Annotated in this window: 18 protein-coding genes and 1 pseudogene; 12 read left to right on the forward strand and 7 right to left on the reverse strand. The window is 72.8% G+C overall.

The window, feature by feature from the left end:
• The first annotated feature begins 60 nt into the window (after window positions 1-60).
• From JGS22_RS10420 to JGS22_RS10430, 3 genes are all read left to right on the forward strand, one after another.
• Complete coding sequence (locus JGS22_RS10420) at window positions 61-1,269, forward strand: lactate 2-monooxygenase (RefSeq protein WP_211041111.1); 1,209 nt, start codon at window positions 61-63, stop codon at window positions 1,267-1,269.
• 191 nt (window positions 1,270-1,460) lie between these two features.
• A complete protein-coding gene (locus JGS22_RS10425) occupies window positions 1,461-2,252 on the forward strand; it encodes an SAM-dependent methyltransferase (protein WP_308405607.1) in 792 nt (263 codons plus the stop codon).
• A gap of 229 nt (window positions 2,253-2,481) precedes the next feature.
• Window positions 2,482-2,916, forward strand: coding sequence for a cold-shock protein (locus JGS22_RS10430; RefSeq protein ID WP_236073106.1), 435 nt, complete (start codon window positions 2,482-2,484; stop codon window positions 2,914-2,916).
• 382 nt (window positions 2,917-3,298) lie between these two features.
• Here the strand turns inward: JGS22_RS10430 and JGS22_RS10435 are convergent, their stop codons facing one another.
• Window positions 3,299-3,859, reverse strand: coding sequence for a TetR/AcrR family transcriptional regulator (locus JGS22_RS10435; protein WP_211041110.1), 561 nt, complete (start codon window positions 3,857-3,859; stop codon window positions 3,299-3,301).
• Between the two features lie 106 nt (window positions 3,860-3,965).
• On the opposite strand from JGS22_RS10435, the gene JGS22_RS10440 reads away from it, so the two are divergent.
• On the forward strand, window positions 3,966-5,168 hold the full coding sequence (locus JGS22_RS10440) for an MFS transporter (RefSeq protein WP_211041109.1): 1,203 nt from the start codon (window positions 3,966-3,968) through the stop codon (window positions 5,166-5,168).
• Between the two features lie 130 nt (window positions 5,169-5,298).
• A complete protein-coding gene (locus JGS22_RS10445; protein ID WP_216814930.1) occupies window positions 5,299-6,249 on the forward strand; it encodes an RpnC/YadD family protein in 951 nt (316 codons plus the stop codon).
• A gap of 157 nt (window positions 6,250-6,406) precedes the next feature.
• On the opposite strand, the gene cobN is transcribed toward JGS22_RS10445, so the two are convergent.
• Window positions 6,407-10,084 carry a cobaltochelatase subunit CobN gene (gene cobN / locus JGS22_RS10450; protein ID WP_211041106.1) on the reverse strand — a complete coding sequence of 1,226 codons (3,678 nt, stop codon included), beginning with the start codon at window positions 10,082-10,084 and terminating at the stop codon, window positions 6,407-6,409.
• A gap of 581 nt (window positions 10,085-10,665) precedes the next feature.
• Between cobN and JGS22_RS10455 the strand changes: the two genes are divergently transcribed.
• The 4 genes from JGS22_RS10455 to JGS22_RS10470 all read left to right on the forward strand — a co-directional run bounded on the left by JGS22_RS10455 (window position 10,666) and on the right by JGS22_RS10470 (window position 15,408).
• Window positions 10,666-11,370, forward strand: a complete 705-nt coding sequence (locus JGS22_RS10455; RefSeq protein ID WP_211041105.1) for a hypothetical protein — start codon at window positions 10,666-10,668, stop codon at window positions 11,368-11,370.
• Window positions 11,371-11,612: 242 nt separating this feature from the next.
• Entirely contained in the window at window positions 11,613-13,175 is a 1,563-nt protein-coding gene (locus JGS22_RS10460) for a ferredoxin-like domain-containing protein (protein WP_216814931.1), read from the forward strand.
• Window positions 13,172-13,825: a precorrin-8X methylmutase gene (locus tag JGS22_RS10465; RefSeq protein WP_216814932.1), complete on the forward strand. Its 654-nt coding sequence runs from the start codon at window positions 13,172-13,174 to the stop codon at window positions 13,823-13,825. Before JGS22_RS10460 ends, JGS22_RS10465 begins: the two co-directional genes overlap by 4 nt.
• Window positions 13,822-15,408, forward strand: coding sequence for a precorrin-2 C(20)-methyltransferase (locus JGS22_RS10470; protein ID WP_372454225.1), 1,587 nt, complete (start codon window positions 13,822-13,824; stop codon window positions 15,406-15,408). Before JGS22_RS10465 ends, JGS22_RS10470 begins: the two co-directional genes overlap by 4 nt.
• A gap of 768 nt (window positions 15,409-16,176) precedes the next feature.
• On the opposite strand, the gene JGS22_RS10475 is transcribed toward JGS22_RS10470, so the two are convergent.
• Genes JGS22_RS10475 through cbiE form a run of 3 tightly spaced genes read right to left on the reverse strand, consistent with a single transcriptional unit; the run spans window position 16,177 to window position 19,102 of the window.
• A complete protein-coding gene (locus JGS22_RS10475; RefSeq protein WP_211043415.1) occupies window positions 16,177-16,923 on the reverse strand; it encodes a cobalt-precorrin-6A reductase in 747 nt (248 codons plus the stop codon).
• Window positions 16,920-17,684 (reverse strand): precorrin-4 C(11)-methyltransferase, encoded by a 765-nt coding sequence (gene cobM / locus JGS22_RS10480; protein ID WP_211043413.1) that lies wholly within the window; start codon window positions 17,682-17,684, stop codon window positions 16,920-16,922. Before cobM ends, JGS22_RS10475 begins: the two co-directional genes overlap by 4 nt.
• Window positions 17,681-19,102, reverse strand: a complete 1,422-nt coding sequence (gene cbiE / locus JGS22_RS10485; RefSeq protein WP_211043411.1) for a precorrin-6y C5,15-methyltransferase (decarboxylating) subunit CbiE — start codon at window positions 19,100-19,102, stop codon at window positions 17,681-17,683. Before cbiE ends, cobM begins: the two co-directional genes overlap by 4 nt.
• Window positions 19,103-19,292: 190 nt before the next feature.
• Between cbiE and JGS22_RS10490 the strand changes: the two genes are divergently transcribed.
• Complete coding sequence (locus JGS22_RS10490) at window positions 19,293-20,048, forward strand: aminoglycoside adenylyltransferase domain-containing protein (RefSeq protein ID WP_308405608.1); 756 nt, start codon at window positions 19,293-19,295, stop codon at window positions 20,046-20,048.
• 149 nt (window positions 20,049-20,197) lie between these two features.
• Here the strand turns inward: JGS22_RS10490 and JGS22_RS10495 are convergent, their stop codons facing one another.
• Both JGS22_RS10495 and JGS22_RS10500 read right to left on the reverse strand, forming a co-directional pair.
• A complete protein-coding gene (locus JGS22_RS10495; RefSeq protein ID WP_211043464.1) occupies window positions 20,198-20,695 on the reverse strand; it encodes a GNAT family N-acetyltransferase in 498 nt (165 codons plus the stop codon).
• Window positions 20,696-20,898: 203 nt separating this feature from the next.
• The gene (locus tag JGS22_RS10500; protein ID WP_211043462.1) at window positions 20,899-22,383 is read right to left on the reverse strand and encodes an amidase; all 1,485 of its coding nucleotides are present in this window, start codon (window positions 22,381-22,383) and stop codon (window positions 20,899-20,901) included.
• A gap of 339 nt (window positions 22,384-22,722) precedes the next feature.
• Between JGS22_RS10500 and JGS22_RS10505 the strand changes: the two genes are divergently transcribed.
• The gene (locus tag JGS22_RS10505; RefSeq protein WP_211043460.1) at window positions 22,723-23,235 is read left to right on the forward strand and encodes a pyridoxamine 5'-phosphate oxidase family protein; all 513 of its coding nucleotides are present in this window, start codon (window positions 22,723-22,725) and stop codon (window positions 23,233-23,235) included.
• Window positions 23,236-23,475: 240 nt separating this feature from the next.
• Window positions 23,476-23,931: pseudogene (locus tag JGS22_RS26225) on the forward strand (ABC transporter ATP-binding protein); the annotation flags it as partial.
• Window positions 23,932-23,956: the final 25 nt, after the last annotated feature.

Raw genomic sequence — 23,956 nt, forward strand, 5'->3', positions numbered from 1 at the left:
CCCGCGAGGCTGAGCCGCGTACCGCATCCGCCCCGTCCGCCCCACGGAGGTCCGCAAGCGATGGCCGACGAGTCCGTTCCCGAGCCCGCCGCCGTACCGGAACCGGCCGTGAACTACGCGAACTTCTCCAACGACATCTATCTGAACGGCCTCCTCACCGAGCAGACCCCGGCGCTGACCACCGACCTCCACGCGCTCGCCGACACCGCGCGCGCCCGGATGTCCCCGGCCGCGTACGGGTACGTGGCGGGCGGCGCCGGATCCGGGCGCACCATGGCCGCCAACCTGGAGTCGCTCGAACGCCGCCGCATCGTGCCGCGGATGCTCCGTGACGTCGGCACCCGAAGCCTCGCCCGCACCGTACTGGGCACCCCGATGCCCGCGCCCGTGCTGCTGGCGCCGATCGGGGTGCAGTCGATCATCCACCCGCAGGGCGAGCTGGCAGTCGCGCGGGCGGCTGCCGAACTGGGCGTCCCGGTCGTCCACAGCACCGCTTCCTCCTACGACATGGAGGAGGTCGCGGAGGCCGCCGGCGACGGTCCGCGCTGGTACCAGCTCTACTGGCCGAAGGACGACGACGTCTGCATCTCCCTCCTGGAGCGCGCGGCACGCGCGGGCTACACGGCGCTCGTCGTCACCCTCGACACCTGGCTGCTGGGCTGGCGGCCGACCGATCTGGACCGGGCGTACCTGCCCTTCCTCCAGCGCATCGGCATCGCCAACTACCTGAGCGACCCGGCCTTCCGGGCGGGCCTCGCCAAACCGGTCGAGGAGGCGCCGCTGGACGCGGTGGTGCACTGGGCCGGGATGTTCGCCGACCCGACGAAGACCTGGCAGCGGTTGTCCTTCCTGCGCGACCACTGGTCCGGCCCGATCGTACTCAAGGGCATCCAGCACCCCGACGACGCACGTCGCGCCCGCGACAGCGGGATGGACGGCGTCGTGGTCTCCAACCACGGCGGCCGTCAACTGGACGGCGCTATCGGCTCGTTGGAGGCGCTGGCCCCGGTGGTGGAGGCGGTCGGGGACGAGACCTCGGTCCTCTTCGACAGCGGAGTGCGGACGGGCTCCGACGTGCTGAAGGCGCTGGCGCTCGGCGCCGAGGCCGTACTGCTGGGGCGACCGTACGTCTACGGTCTCGGCGCGGGCGGCCAGGCGGGCGTGAGCCACGTACTGCGTTGCCTGCTCGCCGAGTTGGACCTCTCGCTCGCGCTCAGCGGCCACCGCGACGTGGACGAACTCGGGCCGGAGCTGCTCTCCGGCCCCTAGCCGCGCCCACCGGCCGGCCTGCTCCGGTCTGGTTCGGGCTGCTCCGGTCTGGTTCGGGCTGGTTCGCGCGCACTCGGTCCGACGCGTTCCGTCCGTGCGGGAGCGCCCTGTTCGAACACCGGGCCGACGGCTTCAAGATCGCATAGTCTGCGCGCAGACGGGTCGACCGTACGCAGCCAAGGAGACCGAACGTGGCACAGGACCGGATCGACAGCACCGTTCCGCACTCGGCACGGATGTGGAACTACTGGCTCGGCGGCAAGGACAACTACGAGGTCGACCGGGTCACCGGGGACCAGATCCGGGAACTGCACCCCGGCATCCTCGACTACGCCCGCGCCGACCGCGCCTTCCTCGGCCGCGCGGTGCGTCATCTGGCCGGCGAGGCGGGCATCCGCCAGTTCCTCGACATCGGCACGGGACTGCCGACGGCCGCCAACACCCACGAGGTGGCGCAGGGCATCGCTTCCGATTCGCGGATCGTCTACGTCGACAACGACCCGCTCGTCCTCACCCACGCCCGTGCGCTGCTCACCAGCACCCCCGAGGGCGTCACGGACTACCTGGAGGCCGACCTCCACGATCCGCGCACCATCCTCGAACACGCCACCAGGACACTGGACTTCGACAGACCGACCGCGATCATGCTGCTCGGCATCGCGATGTTCGTCGCCGACACCGAGGAGGCGCGCGAGGTCGTCAGGGAACTCGTCGACGCCGTCCCCTCCGGCAGCTACCTCGCGCTCTCGCACACCATCACCGGGCCGGGCCTGGAGGACGTCGACGCCGCCGTCACGTTCTGGAACTCCGTCGGCACACCGAAGCTGACCCAGCGCACCGTCCCGGAGGTCGCCGGGTTCTTCGACGGGCTGGAGCTGCTGGAACCGGGTGTCGTCTCGTGCGCACGCTGGCGCCCGGAGGACGACGGGCGGGGAGAGCCGGAGGACGTCGCCTTCTACTGCGGCGTGGCCCGCAAGCCCTGACGATCGGCGTCCGTCCGTGTGCGGTCGGTGAAACCGATGTTGTCCGGATCGCGACGGTGGTTCGACGGGCGTGAAAATGCCGCGTGCGCAGACCGTCCGCATACGCTCAGCCGCTGGTCCGGCGGCTGCGAGCCGTGACGTTGTGCCTCATCACCTCGGCCTGTACGGTCGGTCGCGGGCTCAACTGAGTCCGAAAATGGTGGTAGCGGATTCTTGCGGTATAGGCGGTATGGCAGTGGTTACGGGCAAGGTCATTCGATTTGACGCGGTGCGCGGCTACGGCTTCGTGGCACCCGACTCCGGCGGCGACGACGTCTTCATTCACGTCAACGACCTGGATGTGGACAAGCACCTGATCAGCACGGGTGCGGTCGTCGAGTTCGACATCGAGGACGGCGACAGGGGCCCCAAGGCCTCGCACGCCAGACTCCTGGAGCGCGGCGCCCCCGAGCGTCAGTCCGGCGGTTACGCGGACGGCCCGATCGGTTCGCCGATCGGCGGCGGAGAGGACGGCGACTGCGACATCCTCTCCTCCAAGGAGTACCGGGACGAGGTGACCGAGGCCCTGCTCGGTGCCGCGCCCGCCATGACCGCCGAGCAGATCGTCCGGGTGCGGCAGCGGCTGGTCCAGCTCGCCGGCTCGCACGGCTGGGTGGAGAACTAGACGCACGCATCGCGGGCGGCGCGGGCGTCGGTGCCCGCCGCGGCCCGCGGGCGAAGCCGCCCGGGCCCCGGACGTGTGTACGGGAGCCGGGACGGTTCGTGCTCGTGCGGCGCCGGACGTGTCCTGGCGAAGCCGGCCGGGTTCGTGCGGAGCCGGGCTGGAGTTCGTGCGGAGCCGAGTGGTGCGGAGATGTACTCCGCGCCGCCCGGCTCCCGTGCGTTTCCCGAGCCACACGCGCGTTTCGCCGCGCTCGCCGTTCGCACCTCGCCCCCGGGCGTACCGGAGGCTTCCGCCGTGTTCCGGCTGCGGTGCTGCGGTGCTGCGGTGCTGCGCGTGAGTGCTGTGGAGGGCCGGGGGCTCCTCGGCGCGCCGGTCGCCGGGGTCAGAGTGTCGAGAGCGAGGCGATCGCCGCTCGTACGGTCTCCCGGTCGGGAGCACGTCCCTGGAAAGTGCGGTGGATCGTCCAACCCTCGACGAGTGCGTCGATCGCGAGGCAGGCGCGTTCGCCGAAGTGCGGGGCGAGGGCCGAGTGGCTGCGCGCCAGCCAGTCGACGGTCAGGGACGCCACCTTCGGATTGTGGCGGGCGCAGGCGTACAGCTCGAACATCAGCGTCAGTTCCCGGTCGGTGGCGTACTCCGGGCCGCAGATCAGCCGCACCACCGCCTCGATCGCCTCGTCCCGGCCGGGCGCGGCCGGGAGTTCGGCGCGGTACTGGACGGACATCGTCTCCACGAGCAGTCCGAAGGCCCGCTCGATGATCTCGTCGAGGTTGGCGAAGTGGTAGGTCGACAACCCCAGGGAGACGCCGGCCGTCTCGGCGATCCTGCGGTGCGTGGTGCGGTGCACGCCGCGGGTCGCGATGACCTCCAGCGCGGCGTGCAGAATCGCCGCCGCGCGATCGTTCTCCCTCGCCGCCGTTCCCGCTGAGGGCTTCCCAGTCACCGATTTCGCCTCCGCTTCCCCGTGTTGAACCGGTGGACGGGACTGTACAGTCGTACGGGCTGTACATCTGTACAGTCTCCCGGGTCGTGCCGTGAAGGAGTAGCTGATGCCGTTCACCGCGACCAGGCGCAGGCGCGCGATGTTCGTGCTGTTCATGATTCCGGGGCTGGCGATGTCCACCTGGGTCACCCGGACCCCGGACATTCGGGACATGGTCGGGGCGAGCACCGCGCAGATGGGACTGATCCTGCTCGGGCTGTCGGTCGGCTCGATGACCGGCGTCCTGTCCTCGGGCGCGCTGGTCTCCCGCTGGGGAACCCGTCCGGTGACCCTGACGGGGATGACGCTCGTCGCCCTGAGCCTGCCGGTGATCGGCGTCGGCGCTCATCTCGGCGCGGGCGCCGCCGTCTCGTTCGGGATGATGCTGTTCGGCCTCGGGGTCGGCGGCGGCGAGGTCTCCCTGAACGTCGAGGGCGCCGAGGTCGAACAGGCTCTGGGACGCTCGGCGTTGCCCGCGATGCACGGCATGTTCAGTGTCGCGACGACCCTCGGCGCGGTGATCGGCATCCTCTGCAACGCCGTCGGAGTACCGGTCCTGCTGCACCTTCCCGCCATGACCGGACTTGCCGCCGCTTGCCTGGTGTACGCGATGCGCTTCGTACCCCCGGGCGTCGGCCGGGTGGATCGCGCCGACGAGGGCGCCCGGGGCTCCGGGCCGCTCGGGCTGCTGCGCGACCGCACGCTGCTGCTGATCGGCGTGGTGATCCTCGCGATGGCGTTCGCGGAGGGCTCGGCCAACGACTGGCTCCCCCTGATCGTCGTGGACGGCCACGGGCTCTCCGCCACCGCGGGCTCGATCGCCTATGCCGCGTTCGCCGCCGCGATGGCGGTGGGGCGTTTCGGCGCCGGCTACTTCCTCGCCCGTCACTCCCGCGCGACCGTGGTGCGCGCCAGTGCGCTGTCCGGCGCGGTCGGCCTCGCCCTGGTGATCTTCGCCGAGCACCCCGCGCTGGTCATGGCCTCCGTACTGCTGTGGGGTCTCGGCGCCTCGGTCGGCTTCCCCGTCGCCATCTCGGCCGCCGGCGACTCCGGACCCGACGCCACCGCGCGGGTATCCCTCGCCGCCACCATCGGGTACGTCGCCTTCCTGGTCGGCCCGCCCGCGCTCGGCTTCCTCGGCGACCACTACGGGCTGCGGCCGGCGATGATCCTCGTACTGGCGCTGATGGGCGTCGCCTTCGCCACCGCGCGGGCGGTCGGCACCACTCGCGGCAGCGAGCCGAAGGCCCCGGTGGCGACGAACGCGTAGTCGGCGGTGGAGCTGCGTGTCGGCGCGACGGTGGTTGCTTCGCGTCAACCTCCGTACGACGCAGACCCGTTCGAGTGGCGAGTGTTTGTTTTTCGCACGTCACTTCATATGTGGACCTACTTTCCCGATCATGGTCACAACGCGCCATGAAACCGCACACCGGATCTTCCAGGAACGTCCGGAGCTGCTGGGGCCCATATTCGAGATCCTGGGAGTACCACCGCCGAGAGACGCGGTGGTGGAAGTGCTCACCCCCGACACAACCGAGATGCGACCGCTGGAACGCCGAGTCGACTCCGTACTGCGGGTCAAACCCGCCGACGGGGAACGTTTCCTCCTCGCCATCGAGGCCCAGGGACGCAGGGACACCACGAAGGCGGTCAACTGGGCGTACTACGTGGCCTATCTGGCTGCGAAGCACCAGTGCCCCGTACTGCTCCTGGTGATCTGCCAGGACAAGGCGACCGCCAACTGGGCCGCCGGGCCGTTCCCCCTCGGCACTCCCGAGTGGGCGGCGCTGTCCCTGCACCCGCTCGTCGTGGGGCCCGGCAACGTGCCGGTGATCCTCGACGAGGAAGAGGCGTCACGCGATCTGACGATGGCCGCCTTCTCCGCCCTGACACATGGCCGGGACGGGGACGCAACGGCCATACTGGACGTGCTGGCCCGTGCGTTGGGCAGGGCGGATCAGGCGACGCTGGAGTATTTCGCCGACTTGTTGGAGGTCGGTCTGGGGGACACCCGGGCCGGGCGGACCTGGAGGACTTTGATGACTATGGCCATTTACTTCCCGGGCCGTCGGACACTTCGCGAGGAGTCCTACCTGGAGGGCAGGGCCGAGGGTGTGGCCGAAGGCAAAGCTGAGGGTGTGGCTGAGGGCAAGGCCGAGGGCAAGGCCGAGGGCAAGGCTGAGGGCAAGGCTGAGGGTGTGCTGCGGGTGTTGGAGCGGCGTGGTGTGTCGGTGTCCGAAGGGGTGCGGTTGCGGGTGACGGGGTGTGCGGATCCTGAGTTGTTGGATCTGTGGTTCGACCGTGCCTTCGCTGTCGCCCGGGCCGAGGAGATCTTCCTCGACGAGGAGTGAGGTGCGCAGAGGGCGGGCCGGACGGAGTCGATCCGTCGGCCCGCCCTCTGCGCGCGAGGCGGTGGGTGCTGCACAGGTCCCGGGAGGCCTCGGGTCGGAGCCCACGCCTGAGTTTCGGAGCTTGTGGACCGGTGCCGGGCCGGCCCGGCCGACTGTGCTACTCCTCGCCCTCCAGATCGCCTTCGGCCTCCAGGAGGGTCTGCTTCAGGGCCGCCAGAGTCTGTGCGTCCGGCTTCTCCCACATGCCGCGGGACTCGGCCTCGAGCAGCCGCTCCGCCATGCCGTGCAGCGCCCAGGGGTTGGCCTCCTGGAGGAAGGCGCGATTCTCCGGATCCAGCACGTACGTCTGGGCGAGCTTGTCGTACATCCAGTCGGCGACTACGCCCGTGGTGGCGTCGTAGCCGAAGAGGTAGTCCACGGTCGCGGCCAGCTCGAAGGCGCCCTTGTAGCCGTGCCTGCGCATCGCCTCGATCCACCGCGGATTGACCACCCTGGCCCGGAAGACCCTGGAGGTCTCCTCCGACAGCGTGCGCGTGCGCACCGTCTCCGGCCGTGTGCTGTCGCCGATGTACGCCTCGGGCGCGGCGCCGCTCAACGCTCGTACCGTGGCGACCATTCCGCCGTGGTACTGGAAGTAGTCGTCGGAGTCGGCGATGTCGTGCTCGCGGGTGTCGGTGTTCTTCGCGGCGACGGTGATCCGGGCGTAGGCGGTCTTCATCTCCTCATGGGCGGCTCTGCCCTCCAACCCGCGTCCGTATGCGTAACCGCCCCAGACGGTGTACACCTCGGCGAGGTCGGCATCGGTGCGCCAGTCCCTGCTGTCGATGAGCTGGAGCAGGCCCGCGCCGTAGGTGCCGGGGCGGGAGCCGAAGATACGGGTGGTGGCCCGGCGTTCGTCGCCGTGCTCGGCGAAATCGGCCTGGGTGTGGGCACGGACGTGGTTGTCGGCGGCGGGCTCGTCCAGGCCTGCGGCCAGCTTCACGGCGTCGTCGAGCAGCCCGATGACATGCGGGAAGGCGTCCCGGAAGAAGCCGGAGATGCGCAGCGTCACATCGATGCGCGGTCGACCCAACTCCGCGAGGGGCACCGGCTCCAGGCCGTTGACCCGGCGCGAGGCGTCGTCCCAGACGGGACGGACGCCGAGCAGCGCCAGTGCCTCCGCGATGTCGTCGCCGGAGGTGCGCATGGCGCTCGTGCCCCAGAGGGACAGGCCGACGGAGCTCGGCCACTGGCCGTGGTCGGCGCGGTACCGCTCCACCAGGGAGTCGGCCAGCGCCTGCCCGGTCTCCCAGGCGAGGCGGCTGGGCACGGCCTTGGGGTCCACGGAGTAGAAGTTGCGCCCGGTCGGCAGCACGTTGACCAGGCCGCGCAGTGGCGAGCCGGAGGGCCCCGCCGGTACGAAGCCGCCGTTCAACGCGTGGACGCAGCGGGTGATTTCGTCGGTGGTGGCGGCCAGCCGCGGTACGACTTCGCGGGCCGCGAAGGCGAGGATGTCGGCGACCGCCTGCTGCTGCTCCGCAGGGACCGCGGCGGCGATCGACGGCACCGAATCGGGCGACCAGCCCGCCGCCTCCATCGCCTCGACGAGCACGCGGGCCCGCTCCTCCGCCTCGTCCGCGCTGGTGCGGGTGGCGGCGGACTCGTCCAGGCCGAGCGCCTCGCGCAGTCCGGGCAGCGCGGAGGTGCCGCCCCAGATCTGGCGGGCGCGCAGGATGGCGAGCACCAGGTTGACGCGCTCGGGGCCGGACGGGGCTCCGCCGAGGACATGGAGGCCGTCGCGGATCTGGGCGTCCTTGACCTCGCACAGCCAGCCGTCGACGTGCAGCAGGAAGTCGTCGAAGCCGTCGTCCTCGGGGCGCTGTTCCAGCCCGAGGTCGTGGTCGAGCTTGGCGGCCTGGATGAGCGTCCAGATCTGGGCGCGGATCGCGGGCAGCTTTGCCGGGTCCATCGTGGAGATCGCCGCGTACTCGTCCAGGAGCTGTTCGAGGCGGGCGATGTCGCCGTAGGAGTCGGCGCGTGCCATGGGCGGGATGAGATGGTCGATCAGGGTGGCGTGCACGCGGCGCTTGGCCTGGGTCCCCTCGCCCGGGTCGTTGACCAGGAACGGGTAGATCAGGGGGAGATCGCCGAGCGCGGCGTCGGGTGCGCAGGACGCGGAGAGGCCCGCGTTCTTGCCGGGCAGCCACTCCAGATTGCCGTGCTTGCCGAGGTGGATCATGGCGTCCGCGCCGAAACCGCCCTCCGCGGCGCTGCTGCCGATCCACCGGTAGGCGGCCAGATAGTGGTGGGAGGGCGGAAGATCGGGGTCGTGGTAGATCGCCACGGGGTTCTCGCCGAACCCACGGGGCGGCTGGATGACGATGAGGAGATTGCCGCGACGCAGCGCGGCGAGCACGATGTCGCCCTCCGGGTTGCGGCTGGTGTCCAGGAACATCTCTCCCGGCGGCGGCCCCCAGTGCTCCTCGACCGCCTCGCGCAGCTCGGCGGGGAACTCGGCGAACCAGCGGCGGTAGGTGGCCGCCGGAACGCGCACCGGATTGCGCGCCAACTGCTCCTCGGTCAGCCACTCCTGGTCGTGGCCGCCGGCCTCGATCAGGGCGCGGATCAGGTCGTCGCCCTCGCCGGACTCCAGGCCCGGCACCGCGTCCGGGCCCTCCTCCGGGCCGAGGTCGTACCCCTCCTCGCGCAGCCGCCGCAGCAGTGCCACGGCGGAGGCGGGGGTGTCGAGGCCGACGGCGTTGCCGATGCGCGAGTGCTTGGTGGGGTAGGCGGAGAGGACGAGGGCGAGGCGCTTCTCCGCGTTGGGCACGTGGCGAAGTCGCGCGTGGCGCACGGCGATTGACGCGACCCTCGCGGTGCGCTCGGCGTCGGGCACGTAGGACGGCAGACCGTCCTCGTCGATCTCCTTGAACGAGAACGGCACCGTGATCAGCCGTCCGTCGAACTCGGGCACGGCGATCTGGCTGGCGGCGTCGAGGGGCGTCACGCCCTCGTCGTTCTCCTCCCATGCGGAGCGGGAGGAGGTCAGACACAGGGCCTGGAGGATCGGCACGTCCAGGCCGGCGAGCGCGCCCGCGTCCCACGACTCGTCGTCCTCGCCCGCCGAGGCTCCGGCGGGGGTCGCGCCGCCCGCGGCCAGCACGGTGGTGACGATCGCGTCCACCCCGCGCAGCTCCTCGATCAGCTCGGCCTCGGGCGCGCGCAGCGAGGCGACGAACAGCGGCAGCGCCCGGCCGCCGGACTGCTCCACCGCGGTGCAGAGCGCCTCAACGAAGGCGGTGTTGCCGCTCATGTGGTGGGCGCGGTAGTAGAGCACCGCGATCAACGGGGCTGTCGCCTGCGGCGGTTCGAGACCGGAGGCGGAGCCGGCGGGGGCCGTGGCGGGGGACGCGGCGGCGGCCGTGCGCTCCAACCTGCCCCAGGTGGGGGCGGGTCGGGGCGGATCGAAGCCGTGGCCGGAGAGCAGCACGGTGTCGGAGAGGAACCGGGCCAACTGCTCCAGGTTGTCCGGGCCGCCGTGCGCGAGGTACGCGTGGGCCTCCGCCGCGATGCCGACCGGGACGGTGGAGGCCTCCATCAGCTGGGCGTCGGGGGCCTGCTCGCCGGTGAGAACGACGACCGGGCGCGGCTGCCCGCGCAGGATGTCCAGACCCTCCTGCCAGGCGCGGATACCGCCCAGGAGCCGGACGACCACCAGATCGGTGCCCTCCAACAGGCCGTCGATCTCGTCGAGTTCGATACGGGAGGGGTTGGCCAGGCGGTAGGTGACGGGCCCGTCCGCCGCGGCTCGGGCGGACAGCAGGTCCGTGTCGGACGTCGACAGCAGCAGAATCATCGCAGCGTCAAGCCTTCCTCGGGGTCCGCGCCCCGGGCGGTGGTCGGACGGCGGGAGTTCCTGACTCACCCGGCACGGAACGCGACGGGACGCCGAGCGTCCTGGGTCGCGCACCTGGCCGGGCACACAGTGGCGGGACCGCGCCGGGATCTCACCGGGCTTCCTCCCCTGGGTGCCGTCTTGGCGGCGGCGGGCCTCCTGGCCTGCCGTACAGCATCGTACGACCAGATCGAATTCCTTGTTCCGGCCTGTGGAAAACCCCATGGGCGGACGGAGCCGATGCCTGTGGACAAGCGGCCGTCGCCCTGCCGCCGCAAGGGTGTGGGCAGGGGCGAACGCGTCCCCGGACGCGGGCGGCTCCGCTGCCGAGTTCCGGCGGCGCCGCATTTGTGTCATGAATCGGTCGCGGTCCACAGGGGGTTGTTGTCCCGCTCGGGACGTCTGCCGGAGACTCCCGGGCAGGCGGTACGGCCCGTACGGCCCGGTGTCTGCGCATCGATCCCGGGCCTCCACGGCCGCCCCGGGCCCGCCCGTCGACCACGGGTGGGCCGGGACCACGCGCGTACGACAAGGAGTCCGCTTTGCCCGCACCGAGGGCGCACTCTCCGCACCAGACCTCCCAGCCGCCGACCCCGCTCACCCAGCCGCTCACGCCGCAGCGGTCCGCCCGCCGCAGCCTGTTCCGGGCGGGGGCGGCGGTCGCCGCGGCGGGCGCGCTCGTCGCCGCCGGCACCACCGCCCACGCCGTCCAACCGCCCGGCGTCGGCGGTGCAGCGGTCGCCCCGACCTTCCTGGAGGCCGACGACCTGCCGCCCGCCTCGACCGGATGGACCGCGGGCGAGGTCGGTGCCGGCACCGGCGACCCGCGTTTCTGCCTGCCGGAGAAGCTGCCGCAGGACGGCGCGCACCACCGCGATTTCCGTACCGAACTGGAGACCTCGGCCCACCAGTTGGTCCTCCGCGCCGAGGACACGAAGGCCGCGGAGGAGCTTGCCGACCGGCTGAACGCGGCCATCGACAAGTGCGCCTCCGACTTCGAGCAGGAGAACCCGGAGGCCACCGCCGACTACAAGGATTTCGGGGCGATCCCGGTTCGGGGCGGCGGCTGGGTGCACGGTGTGACCACCGACGTGCCGAACTCCGCGAAGGACGTCCACCTCATCGGCGTCGGTCTGAACGGCGACCGGGTCACGGTGGTCGGCTGGGGCGAGTACGGCTCCTTCGACGACGCACCGTCGAAGGCGTTCCACAGCACGCTGGAGAAGGCGATGGTCAACCTCGACTGACGCGAGCGGGCCGAGTGGGCCCCGGCCCTGGTCCGTCGGCCCGCCTGCCTGCGGTCCGGCGTGGTTCGCCGCGGTCCGGCGACGGGGCTGCCGCCCGCCTGCCGATGGCGGTACGGCCGCCCGCCGGCGGCGCCGGGCGCGGCGGCGATTGCGGCTGCCGGGTTCAGGCGGGCGGGGCGGTACGGGACGGATGCAGCCACCTCGCGGACGGGGCGTCGCGGACGCGTCGTATGCTCGCGGCCATGTCAGCAGACCAGCCCGGCCGTGATTCCGCACGCGCCCAGCAGCAGCCCGCCCGGGAGCGCGACGACGCATGTCCCGGCGTGTTGCGACTGCACACCGCTGCCGACGGTGAGCTGGCCAGGGTCAGGGTGGTCGGCGGGCGTCTGGACGCCGGTCAGGCGGAGGTGCTGGCCATGGTCGCGGAGGCGATGGGTGACGGCTGCCTCGATCTGACCTCTCGCGGCAATGTGCAGCTTCGCGGTCTCGGCCTCAGTGCGGGGCGGGAGTTGGGGCGCTGGTTGGAGTCCTGCGGGCTGATGCCCTCGCGGCGCCACGAGCGCGTCCGGAACGTGGTGGCCTCCCCGTTCGCCGGACTCGACGGCGCGGGGTCGGGTTCGCTCGACGAAGCCCTTGTCGAGTTCGATGAATTGCTGTGCAACAGCGAAGAAGCGGTGTCGCTTTCCGGTCGGTTCCTCATCGCGCTGGACGACGGCCGCGGCGATGTGGCCGGCCTCGACCCCGATGTGTGCCTCCTCCCGGGCGTCGGGGCGGAGCAGGCGTCGGGCGGAGCGTTGCTGAGCTTCGGCGGTACGGCGACGGTGCGGCTGCGACGGGCGGACGGTCCGCGTGCGGCGCTGGGCGCAGTCGAGATGTTCGTCGCCGCCGCCCGCGCGCCCCAACCGACAGCCACATCCGCCGCCGCACCTGCCGCACCGGCCGACGCGGGGTCTTCCGCGGCCGGCGGGAGCGGTGCTCGACGCCCGTGGCGCGTGCGCGAGCTGCCTCCCCAACTCACGCCGAATTCCGGCGGGTTGAGCGCGGCGCTCGCCCAGCTGGGCATCGCCTCCACACCGGTCCCCCCGTTCGGGGCGCCGGTCGCCCCGCACTTCGTTCCGCCGCCTGCCGGTTTCGTCGAACACCCCGACGGCGGTCGTTCGCTGCACGTCCTCGCCCCGCTGGGCAGGCTCTCGGTGGCCCAGTGGCGACTGCTGGCCCGGAGCGCCGCGGCTGCCTCCTCAGGTGGACGGTTGCGCGTCACACCCTGGCGCGGCGTCGTACTGCCGGGCGTCGAGGACCCACGCGTCGCGGAGGAGCTGAAGGAAGCGGGGCTCGTCACGGGCCCCGACTCCCCGTGGCACGGCGTGACCGCCTGCACCGGCCGTCCCGGCTGCGCCTCCTCCCTCGCCGACGTACGCGCGGACGCCGCCGCCGCGCTCGCCGCGCACGTCCCCGCGCCGGACCCGGACGTCCCCGCCTCCGCCCTCGTCTCCGCGCGGCTGCCGGTGCACTGGTCCGGTTGCGCGCGCAGGTGTGGCCACCCGGCGGGGAGTTGGGTCGACGTCCTCGCCGAGGAGCCGGGCGGGTACCGGATCGCGGTGCGCGGCACCGACGATCCGCCCTCGGTCGCCGTACGTGCCGCCGCAGCCGACGAACTCGCCATCCACCTCACGGGAGCACGCTCCCCAGCCCCAGCCCCAGCAGCTGTCGGCGCCCCTGCGGCCCCGCACGACCACGCCGCGCCGGAGGCCGCACCCGAGTCGACCCCCGCCCAGCAGTCCGTACGCACGTCAGGCACGAAATGAGCGACTCCACAGTGTTCGAGTACGAGAAGGACGGCGCGGCGATCTACCGCGAGTCCTTCGCCACCATCCGTGCCGAGGCGGATCTCGCCGGGCTGCCAGCCGACGTGGCGCAGGTCGCGGTACGGATGATCCACGCCTGCGGCATGACCGACCTGGTGCGGGACCTCGTCCACACTCCGCGAGTCGTCGCCGAAGCCCGTGCCGCGCTCCGTGCCGGTGCGCCGATCTTCTGCGATGTCGCGATGATCGCCAGCGGCGTTACCCGCAAGCGGCTGCCGGCCGACAACGAGGTGGTCTGCACACTGGCCGATCCGCGGGTGCCCGAGCTCGCCGCGCGGCACGCGACCACCCGCAGTGCAGCGGCGCTCGACCTGTGGGGCGACCGCCTGGCCGGCTCGGTCGTCGCGGTCGGCAACGCACCCACCGCGCTCTTCCGCCTGCTGGAGCTGATCGACGCAGGTCGGCTGCCGCGTCCGGCAGCGGTGATCGGGGTCCCGGTCGGCTTCGTCGGAGCAGCCGAGTCCAAGGACGCCCTCGCCGACTACTCCGGCCCCCGAGGGCCGCTGGAACACCTGGTGGTACGTGGACGACGCGGCGGCAGCGCCATCGCCGTCGCCGCACTGAACGCGATCGCGAGCGAGACGGAATGACCGATATGAACGCCGCCCGCACCTCCAGCCCCGCCACAACCGACCCCGCCACAACTCCCGGCTCCGCGCCCGACTCCCGGGTGGCGGACGGGCCGAGCCTCGGCAGGCTGTACGGCGTCGGTCTCGGCCCGGGCGACCCGTCGCTGATGACCCTGCGCGCGGTCGAGGTCATCGCTGCGGCGGACGTCGTCGCGTACCACAGCGCCCTGCACGGACGTTCCATCGCGCGTTCCATCGCGGCCCGGCACCTCACCGAGAACCACATCGAGGAGCCTCTGGTCTACCCGGTCACCACCGGCACCACCGACCACCCGGGCGGCTACCGGGGCGCGATGGAGGAGTTCTACGCGGAGTCCGCCGCACGGCTCGCGGCGCATCTGGACGAGGGTCGCACGGTGGCGGTGCTGGCCGAGGGCGATCCGCTCTTCTACGGCTCCTACATGCACATGCACAAGCGCCTGGCCGACCGCTATCCGACCGAGGTGATCCCGGGTGTCACCTCCGTCAGCGCCGCCGCCGCTCGGCTCGGTACACCGCTGGCGGAGGGCGAGGAGGTCCTCACGATCCTCCCCGGAACCCTCCCGGAGGAGGAGTTGGCCGCGCGCCTGGCCGCCACCGACGCCGCGGTGGTGATGAAGCTCGGCCGCACCTTCCCCGCCGTGCGCAGGGCGGTCGACGCCGCCGGGCGTCTGCCGGAGGCGCGGTACGTCGAGCGCGCGACGATGGTGGGCGAACGCACCGGGCCGCTGGCGGAGGCGGACGAGTCGACGGTGCCGTACTTCTCCGTCGCCGTGCTGCCCTCCCGCGTCTCCAATCCGCCGCCCGCGCCGACGCACGGCGAAGTGGTGGTCGTCGGTCTGGGGCCGGCAGGACCGAACTGGCTGACGCCGCAGGCGCGCGGCGAACTGGCCGCGGCGCAGGACCTGGTCGGCTACACCACCTATCTGGACCGCACACCGCGCCGCCCCGGCCAGGGACGGCACGCCTCCGACAACAAGGTGGAGGCCGAACGCGCCGAGTACGCCCTGGAGTTGGCACGTCGCGGCCGACGCGTCGCGGTGGTCTCCTCGGGCGATCCGGGAGTCTTCGCGATGGCCACCGCCGTGCTGGAGGCCGCCTCCGTGGAGCCGTACACCGAAGTACCCGTCCGCGTGGTGCCCGGGGTCACCGCCGCGCACGCCGCCGCCTCCAGGGTCGGCGCGCCGCTCGGCCACGACTACGCGACGATCTCGCTCTCCGACCGTCTCAAGCCCTGGGAGGTCATCGCCGAGCGGCTGCGTGCCGCCGCCGGCGCGGATCTGGCGCTGGCGCTGTACAACCCCGGCTCTCGCAGCCGCACTTGGCAGGTTGCCAAGGCGCGTGAACTGCTGCTGGAGCACCGTGCCCCCGACACCCCGGTGGTGCTCGCCCGCGACGTGGGCGGGCCAGGGGAGCGGGTACGGACCGTACCGCTGGCCGAACTCGACCCACAGGACGTCGACATGCGCACGATCCTGCTCGTCGGCAGCTCGCGCACCCGGGCCGTCCGGCGCGGCGGCCGGGATGCCCCGGCAGTCTGGACCCCGCGCAACTACCCGGTCTGACCGGCCTGTTCGCGCCCGTCGCCGGTCGGGACAGCCCGGCCTCCGGGCTCCGGACCGGTCCGCCGTCGGCCCGGAGCCCCCGCCGTACGAAACCCCTCGTACGCCCGCGGCGCCGTTCGTTCCCTCCGTCATGAACGCCTTGGCCGAACCGCCGTCATGCGGCGAACCCGGGCGCCCCGCGAGCTGCTTCGGCCAACTCGAGCTCAGGGTCTCCAGGCCGACAGCGCGAACGACTGATCCCACCGTTCCCCGTGCGCCAGCAAGCCTTTGACGACGCCGTCCGAGTACGGGACCGTGCGTCGGCGCTGGCCGCTGACGCCGAACTCCGTGCCCGGATCCGCGAGTCGGGGCCGTGTGCCGACGACGCATGTCGCGCGCGGGGCCGCACGCCGGGCTGTGCGCTGATGTCGAGTTCTGGCTTCGGGGCGGTGAACCGGCCCGCGCGCCAACTCCGAGTTTGGCGTGCGGGGGCTGTGAACCAGGGCCGAACACCGACGCTGAACTCCGTGCCTCGGGCGGTGAGCCGGGGCCGTGCGCTGACGCTGAACTCGGAGTTCGGCGGGCCCGCGCCGAAGCCGAGGTCGGGTTTGGGGCCGTGGTTCGGAGGTGTGCGTCGATCTGAAGGGCGCCCGCGGAATCGTGAGTGGGGCCCGCCCTCTGACGCTGAAATGCGTCTTCGGGGGGCGGGGGCCGGGCCCGGAATCTGACGCTAGACGCCGCTTCCGGAGCGGGGAGTTGGGGGGCCCGGCAGCTGCTTCGCCTGTGGTGTCAGCGTGCGAGGAGCAGCCGCAGCGCTTCCTGGACGTCGGGCGCGGTGGGTACGTCTTCGGGGGCCGGAGGCCGGCGCAACAGGACGACAGGAATGCCGCGTTCGCGTGCGGCGAGCAGTTTGGGGGCGGTGGCGGAGCCGCCGCTGTTCTTGGTGACGAGTACGTCGATGTGGTGGTCGGCGAGCCGGGCCCGTTCGTGCTCCAGAGTGAACGGGCCTCGGGACAGCAGGAGTTGGTGGTGCGGTGGGCAGTCGGCCGGGTCGGGGGCGTCGACCGAGCGGATGAGGTACCAGAGCAGGGGCGCGCGGTCCCGGAAGGGTCGCAGCTCTCCACGTCCGGTGGTGAGGAAGGCCCGACGACCCAACTCCGGTAGCAGGGAGGCGGCTTGGGCGAGCGACTCGACCTCGTGCCAGCGGTCGCCGGCCTCCGGGCGCCAGGGCGGGCGGCGGACGGCGAGCAGCGGGACGTCGGTGTCGGCGGCGGCGTGTGCCGCGTTGCGGCTCATCGTTGCGGCGAAGGGGTGGGTGGCGTCGACGAGGGCGTCCACCCGGTGCGCCCGGAGCCAGGAGGCCAGCCCGGCGGCACCGCCGAAACCGCCGACACGCACGCCGCCGCCCGGCAGGCGGGGACGGGACACCCGCCCGGCCAACGAACTGGTGACCTTCAACTCCGGTCGTTCCGCGAGGAGTTCGGTGGCGAGGTGACGGGCGTCGGCGGTGCCGCCCAGAATCAGTACATGCTTCACAGCGCCGCGCAGCCTTCCGCGGGGCGGTCGCGGCCCGGCGAGTAGAGATGGCTGTCGGGGAAGGACTCGGCGCCCAGCGTCCGCCCGACGATGATGACCGCGGTGCGCACCAGCCCTGCCTCCCGCGTGAGTTCGGCGATGTCGGCCAGGGTTCCGCGCAGTACGACTTCGTCGGGGCGGCTCGCCATGGCGACGACCGCGGCGGGGCACTGCGGGCCGTAGTGCGGCAGCAGCTCGTCGACGACCGTCTCCACATGCCGGGTTGCCAGATGGAGCACGAGCAGTGCGCCGCTGCGCCCCAGGGTGGCGAGGTCCTCGCCCGGCGGCATGGCAGTGGCGCGACGGGCGATACGCGTCAGGACCACGGTCTGCCCGACCTCAGGAACGGTCAGCTCCCGCTTGAGCGCCGCAGCCGCGGCGGCGAACGCCGGTACGCCGGGGACGACTTCGTAGGGCACGCCGGCCTCGTCCAGTCGCCGCATCTGCTCGGCGACCGCGCTGAAGACCGAGGGGTCGCCGGAGTGCAGTCGGGCGACGTCGTGACCGGCCGCGTGGGCTGCGGTCAACTCCTGTGTGATGCGGTCCAGATCGAGGTTGGCGGTGTCCACCAGCCGTGCGTCCTCCGGGCATTCGGCCAGGAGTTCCCTCGGCACCAGGCTGCCGGCGTACAGGCAGACCCGGCAGGACGCGAGCGTGCGGGCGCCGCGCACGGTGATGAGGTCGGCAGCGCCGGGGCCCGCGCCGATGAAGTACACGGTCATGGTCTGTCTTCCATTTCCTCAGCTGCCGTCGCGTCGTGCTCGTACGTCTCGCCGTACCCGGCCAACGGGCCTGCCCTGCCCCGCACTTCACCCTCCCCCACCAGCCCGTGCCCCACGTCCGGCCCGTGCCCCACGTCCGGCCCCGTGCCCGGACTCGCGGGGCGGGCGGGCTGTCGTTCGGGTCGGTCGTCGTCGCCCCTGACCGCGGCCCACTGAGTGACTGGCATCGCCTGCCGCCAGCCCGTGAAGCCGCCGACCGGCCGGGCGTGGCCGACCGCGAGGCGGATCAGTTCGCCGCCGTGTCGCGTGTACCACCGGGCCAGCACCGCCTCGGACTCCAGGGTCACCGCGTTGGCGACCAGTCGGCCGCCGGGAGGCAGAGCCCGCCAGCAGGTTTCCAGCAGACCGGGCGTGGTCACCCCGCCGCCGACGAACACCGCGTCGGGGGTGGGGAGTTGGTCGAGCGCCTCGGGCGCCCGGCCGGTGAGGACGTGGAGTTCGGGGACGCCGAGCCGCTGCGCGTTGCGCACGATGCGTTCGCAGCGGGTGGCGTCGCGCTCGACCGTGTGTGCCGTGCAGCTGGGATGGGTGCGCAGCCACTCGATCGCGATCGAGCCGGAGCCGCCGCCGACGTCCCACAGCCGCTCGCCCGGAGCGGGAGCGAGCGCGGTGAGTGTGGCGGCGCGGACATGGCGTTTGGTGAGCTGGCCGTCGCTCTCGTACGCCTCGTCCGGCAGCCCCGGCACCGCGCCCAGCCGCAGCGCGCCCTCGGCCCGTGCGCAGTGGACGGCGACGAGGTTGAGCCGGTCGCCGGGCTCGGCGTCCCACCGGTCGGCAGTGCCTCGGAGCAGGCGTTCGCGGTCGCCGCCGAGCTGTTCGAGCACCCACATGGTGCTCGGCCCGAACCCGCGCTCGCGCAGCAGGCGGGCCAGGCGCGCGGGGGTCTGGGCGTCGGAGCTGAGGACGAGCAGTCGGCGCCCGTCGTGGAGCCGGGCCGCGACGCGCTCCAGTGGCCGGCCGACGACCGAGACCACGTCGGTGTCCTGCGAGGGCCAGCCCAGCCGGGCGCAGGCGTAGGACATCGAGGACGGGTGCGGCAGCACGCGCAGCCGCTCGTAGCCCAGCTCGTCGCCCAGAGTGCGTCCGATGCCGTAGAACATCGGGTCGCCGCTGGCCAGCACCGCCACCCGCCGCCCCGCCAGCGCCGCCATCCTCGGCACCACGGCCCTGCGCAGCGGCGACGGCCAGGCCTCCAGCGTGGCCGAGCACTCCTTCGGCGGCACCAGCGCGAGCTGGCGGGCGCCGCCGAGGATGACGTCCGCGGCGCGCAGCGCGTCCCGGGAGGCTTCGGAGAGCCCTTCCCAGCCGTCGGCGCCGATGCCGACGACTGTCACCGGGTGGGGATTCTCGCTGTTCAATGCCGGTACCTCGACGTTCTGGGGCTGGTTCCACTGTAGGTGGGCGGCTGCGTCGATTCTCCATCGGGCCGCGGTACCGCGCAGGTCACGGGTCCGAGCGGTGCCCGTGCACGGCTCGTGCGGGCCGCCTGCCCGGCTCGGACGCCCGGTGCGTGCCCGAGCGCCGGTCGGACCTCTAGGCTCGACTTCCGTGGATCAACTCGACCGTGTCACCGACCTGTTGGACGAGACGCTGGGGCAGGAGCTGCGCGGCGTCCATCTGCACGGCTCCGCCACCACCTCCGGGCTCCGACCCGCCAGCGATCTGGACGTGCTCGCCGTCGTCGGCACCTCCCTTTCGCCGGCCCAACGGCGCACGCTCACCGCGGAGTTGCTGCGGCTGTCCGGGGTCTCGGAGCTGCTGCGGCCGGTCGAGCTCCTGGTGCTCGCAACCCCCGACCTCACCCCCTGGAGCCCCCCGCCCACCGCCGACTACCTCTACGGCGAGTGGTTGCGCGCCGAGTACGAGTCCGGCGTCGTGCCGGCCCGGGAGCCGATGCCCGACCTCGCGCTCCTGATCACCACGGCCCGCGCCGACGGCCGTACGCTCCTCGGGGCGCCGCCCGCCGAACTGCTGCCGCGGGTCCCGCACGCCGACGTGCTCCGGGCGAGCGTCGCCGGCGTCCCGGAACTGCTCGCGGAGGTCGAGGACGACACCCGCAACGTCCTGCTCACGCTCGCCCGGGTGTGGGCGACCGTCGACACCGGCGGCATCCTCGCCAAGGACGCGGCTGCCGACTGGGCGCTGCCCCGGCTGCCCGCCGAACTGCGTCCCGCGCTGGCACACGCACGCGACCTCTACCGCTCCACCGCCTACGCCGACGAGCGCTGGACGCCCGAACTGCGCGCCCTCGTACGGCCGTTGGCGAACCACCTGGCATCCCGCACCGCCGACGCGACCGGCTGACCGCGGCCGTACGCGCGTACGTGCCGGCCCCGCGTACGTGCCGGCCCCGCGACCGGCCCGGCCCCGCGACCGGCCCGGCCCCGCGTACGTGCCGGGCGCAGGTGCGTGCCGGAGTCGCACGATCCGGCCGCCTCGCGGTCCGTCGCCGGTCAGGCCACTCGCGGCAGCGCGAGCCACTCCTGCCAGGAGATTTCCCGGCCGAGGAAGCGGGGCCGCGCGAAGGGCCACTGTTCGGCGATCCACCGCGGCACCAGGGCGTCCAGCGCCCGCTCCTGCGTGCTGCCGACGAGCTCGTCCACCACCCACCAGGCGATCTCGGCGTCGGAGCCGGTGCGCTCGGGCGGGTCGATGTACACGCAGCCGTAGAGCGCCGACTCGCGCGCGTCCAACAGCGCGTAGTTGAACGACTGGTGGGCGGCGATCTCCTGCTCGTGGCGCAGCAGGTCCGCGCGGTCGTCCTCGTGGCTCAACGACTCGGCCGGCCAGCCCCAGGCGGGGCCGAAGATCTCCCAGAGCCGTTCGCGGGAGTTCATCACGGCGGGGTGGTCGATCGCAGTGTCCGCCTCGCGAATCGGCCGCAGATGCAGACCGGTCGCGGGGACGGGCACACGGACGGGGTGGACGAAATCCGCGGGCAGCCAGCTCATGACGCCCGAGGCTACCGCCCTGCCGGCCGGGCCCACCGAGCGCGGCGGCCGGACTGCGCGTGACCCCTGCCTGCTTGCCTACCTACTTGCCTGCTCGCCCGTGCGAGCGGCTGCCCTGCCCCGCCCGCCGTGCTCCCGGGCTGCCCCGCCCGTGCGAGCGCCTGCCGCGCCGCGGCGCCCGCGGCCCGGCCGGTCCGACCGCGCTACAGGGGCGGTTCGAGCTCCGCCCAGGGGCTCGCGGCCTCCAGGGTCGTGGCCAGCGCGAGCAGGGTCGTCTCGCTGCCCCAGGGGCCGACGAACTGGACGCCCAGCGGCAGCCCGTCCTCCGTGCGGTGCAGCGGTACGGACATCGCGGGGCGGCCGGTGATGTTGGCGAGCTGCGTGTACGGGGTGGCGGCCAGGTTCTCGACGATCACGTCCCGCCACAGCTTCGTCCTGGCCAGCTTCCCCGCGACCCCCAGCGCCAGCAGCGCCCTGCTGCCCGCCTGCATCCAGGAGGGAGTGTCCAACTCGCCTGTCCCCACCGGCGGCCGGGCGAGCGTGGGGGTGAGCAGCAGGTCGTAGCGCCGGTGGAAGTCGGCGAGCGCACGAGTGTGGGTGTTCCAGCGCTGGTGGCTGCCGAAGGAGTGGTGCGCGCGGGTTGCCCGGCCCGCAGCGGCGAGCAGCCGGGTGTCCAGCTCGAAGGCGTTGGCCTTCGCGCCGGTCTCCCGGCGGGTGTGGTCGAGAGTGAAGGCGACCTGGCCGTACCACATGTCCAGGAAGTCCTCGGCGAGTTGGCGCCCGTCGACGCCGGTCTCGGCCTCCTCGACCTCGTGCCCCAGCCCGCTCAGCAGCCGCGCCGCCGACTCGACCGCCGCGACTGCCTCGGGGTGCACCTCGGTCCCGATGGGCGACCGGGTGCTGAAGCCGACCCGCAGCCTCCCCGGCGCACGCAACGCGCCCTGGACGTAGGGCAGTTCGGGGCGCGCGGCTTCGAACGGGCCGCCCGGGTCGGGCAGTTCGGTCAGTACGTCGAGCATGCGCGCGGAGTCGCGTACGGTCCGCGAGATCACCCCGTCGGTCGCGGCGCCGTGCAGGTACTCGGCCTGGAGCGGTCCGCAGGGGACCAGGCCGCGCCCCGGCTTGAGCGCGAAGAGTCCGCAGCACGCCGCGGGTATCCGCAGCGAGCCGCCGCCGTCGTTCCCGCCGGCGACCGGCACGATCCCCGCGGCGACCGCCGCCGCCGACCCGCCCGAGGAACCGCCCGAAGTACGCGTCGTGTCCCAGGGGTTGCGGGTGGGGCCGTACGCGCGGGGCTCGGTGACGCCCTTGATGCCGAACTCCGGGGTGTTGGTCTTGCCGAAGACCACCAGGCCCGACGACAGCCACCGTCGCACCGGCTCGCTGCTGCGTTCGGCAGGCGGGCCGTCCCGCAGAGCGGCGCAACCGCTGCCGGTCGGCTCGCCCGCGTAGTCCTGCAACAGGTCCTTGATGAGGAAGGGCACCCCGGCGAACGGGCCGCTCAGCTCCGTCCCCGCCCTGGCGCGGGCGGCCTCGTACATCGGGCGAACCACCGCGTTGACCCGGCCGTTGACGGCCTCGGTGCGGGCGATGGCGGTCTCCAGCAACTCGCCGGGCCCGACCTCGCCGCCGGCCACCAGCGCGGCGAGGCCGGTCGCGTCGTGGCGGCGGTACTCGGCGTACTCCACGGGGTTCTCCTCGGGCCGGAACGGAACAGTCGCGCACAGCCGCTCGCACACGGCCGCGTGCGGCTTGCTCGTACACGCACAGCCGCGCTCGGCACATGCGGACGCACAACGACGCGCGTGCACAGCGCCGCGCACGCGGGCCGCACGGCCCCGGAGGCCGACGAGGCCCGTGAGGCCGACGAGGCCCGTGAGGACGTGCGGGCGGACGGGTTACCGGAGCGTACGTGCGGTTCGGCGCATGTGTCAGCCCCCGGACCACGCGTACGCAGCCGCCGACCCCGGCCACCCGCCTCTCGATACCGGACAGCGGATGTCGGGTATCTGCGCTTCGCTGGTCGTATGGAGAGAACGAACTGGGCGGGCTTCGTCGCTGCCGAGCGGGATTTCGCGACCACGGTGGAACGGCGGTTCACCGCGTACACGCACCATGTGCTGGCCACCCTGCGGCGCGACGGCGCGCCCCGGCTCACCGGCATCGAGGCGACCTTCCGGGACGGCGAACTGTGGCTCGGGATGATGCCGGGCTCGCGCAAGGCACGGGACCTGCGGCGGGACGGCCGGTGCTCCCTGATGGCCAACCCGGGCCCGGACACCGAAGCGATGCTCGCCGACGGCGACGCACGGATCGCCGGCCGGGCGGTGGAGACGAGCGACGAGGCGGCCGTGCGGCGCTACCTCCGGGGTCAGGAGCCGGCCCCCGAGGTCTTCCACCTGTTCCGCGTGGAGCCGACCGAGGTGGTGACCACCGGGGTGGACGGCGACCGCCTGGTGCTGCACAGCTGGACGCCGGCCCGCGGACTGGTCACGATCCGCCGTGGCAACGGCGAGGAGCCCGTCGAGATCGAGCGCTGACCGCGCGCACGGCCGCCGCCCCGTACGCGCCCCGCCGCCTGCGTACGCGCTCCGCCGGCGGGTACGCCCCACCGCCCTGCGTACGTCCCGCCCGCCCGTACGCCCGCTGCGGTGCGGGTCGGGGGCGGTGGGCGACGACCCGTAAGGGGCGTCCGAGGGTCGCATCAACCGATCGGTTGATGGCCGTGCGAGCGCGTTGGGCGATGTGACGCACCCCTGCGCCGAACGAGGATTTCGGTCATGTCCATCATCGAAGTCAGCGGTCTGAGCAAGGCGTACGGACCCAAACGCGCCGTCGAGGACGTCTCCTTCGAGGTGCGCGAGGGGGAGATCTTCGGCGTGCTCGGTCCCAACGGAGCGGGCAAGACGACCACCGTCGAGTGCGTCATCGGGCTGCGCACTCCCGACACCGGGCACATCCGTGTCGCGGGACTCGATCCCGTCACCCAACGGCCGGCGCTCACACGGGTGTTGGGTGCACAGCTCCAGGAGGGGGAGCTGCCGCCGAAGATCACCGTGCAGGAGGTGCTGGAGCTCTACGCTGCCTTCTACCCCGACCCTGCGCCCTGGCGTCCGTTGGCCGAACGGCTGGGCCTGGGCGAGAAGTTGACCGGAAAGTTCCAGAAGCTCTCGGGTGGTCAGAAGCAGCGGCTGCTGATCGCGCTCGCCCTGATCGGCAATCCGCGCGTGGTGGTGCCGCCCGCCCGTACTGCCGCCCGCC

Source organism: Streptomyces tardus, assembly GCF_018101125.2.
Taxonomy (GTDB): Bacteria; Actinomycetota; Actinomycetes; order Streptomycetales; family Streptomycetaceae; genus Streptomyces; species Streptomyces tardus.

Bases quoted from the DNA above. Each gene is read 5' to 3' on its own strand.
- JGS22_RS10420 (WP_211041111.1), top strand. From the start codon at position 61: ATGGCCGACGAGTCCGTTCCCGAGCCCGCCGCCGTACCGGAACCGGCC.
- JGS22_RS10430 (WP_236073106.1), top strand. From the start codon at position 2,482: ATGGCAGTGGTTACGGGCAAGGTCATTCGATTTGACGCGGTGCGCGGC.
- JGS22_RS10440 (WP_211041109.1), top strand. From the start codon at position 3,966: ATGCCGTTCACCGCGACCAGGCGCAGGCGCGCGATGTTCGTGCTGTTC.
- JGS22_RS10445 (WP_216814930.1), top strand. From the start codon at position 5,299: ATGGTCACAACGCGCCATGAAACCGCACACCGGATCTTCCAGGAACGT.
- cobN (WP_211041106.1), bottom strand. From the start codon at position 10,084: ATGATTCTGCTGCTGTCGACGTCCGACACGGACCTGCTGTCCGCCCGA.
- JGS22_RS10460 (WP_216814931.1), top strand. From the start codon at position 11,613: ATGTCAGCAGACCAGCCCGGCCGTGATTCCGCACGCGCCCAGCAGCAG.
- JGS22_RS10465 (WP_216814932.1), top strand. From the start codon at position 13,172: ATGAGCGACTCCACAGTGTTCGAGTACGAGAAGGACGGCGCGGCGATC.
- JGS22_RS10470 (WP_372454225.1), top strand. From the start codon at position 13,822: ATGACCGATATGAACGCCGCCCGCACCTCCAGCCCCGCCACAACCGAC.
- cobM (WP_211043413.1), bottom strand. From the start codon at position 17,684: ATGACCGTGTACTTCATCGGCGCGGGCCCCGGCGCTGCCGACCTCATC.
- JGS22_RS10495 (WP_211043464.1), bottom strand. From the start codon at position 20,695: ATGAGCTGGCTGCCCGCGGATTTCGTCCACCCCGTCCGTGTGCCCGTC.
- JGS22_RS10505 (WP_211043460.1), top strand. From the start codon at position 22,723: ATGGAGAGAACGAACTGGGCGGGCTTCGTCGCTGCCGAGCGGGATTTC.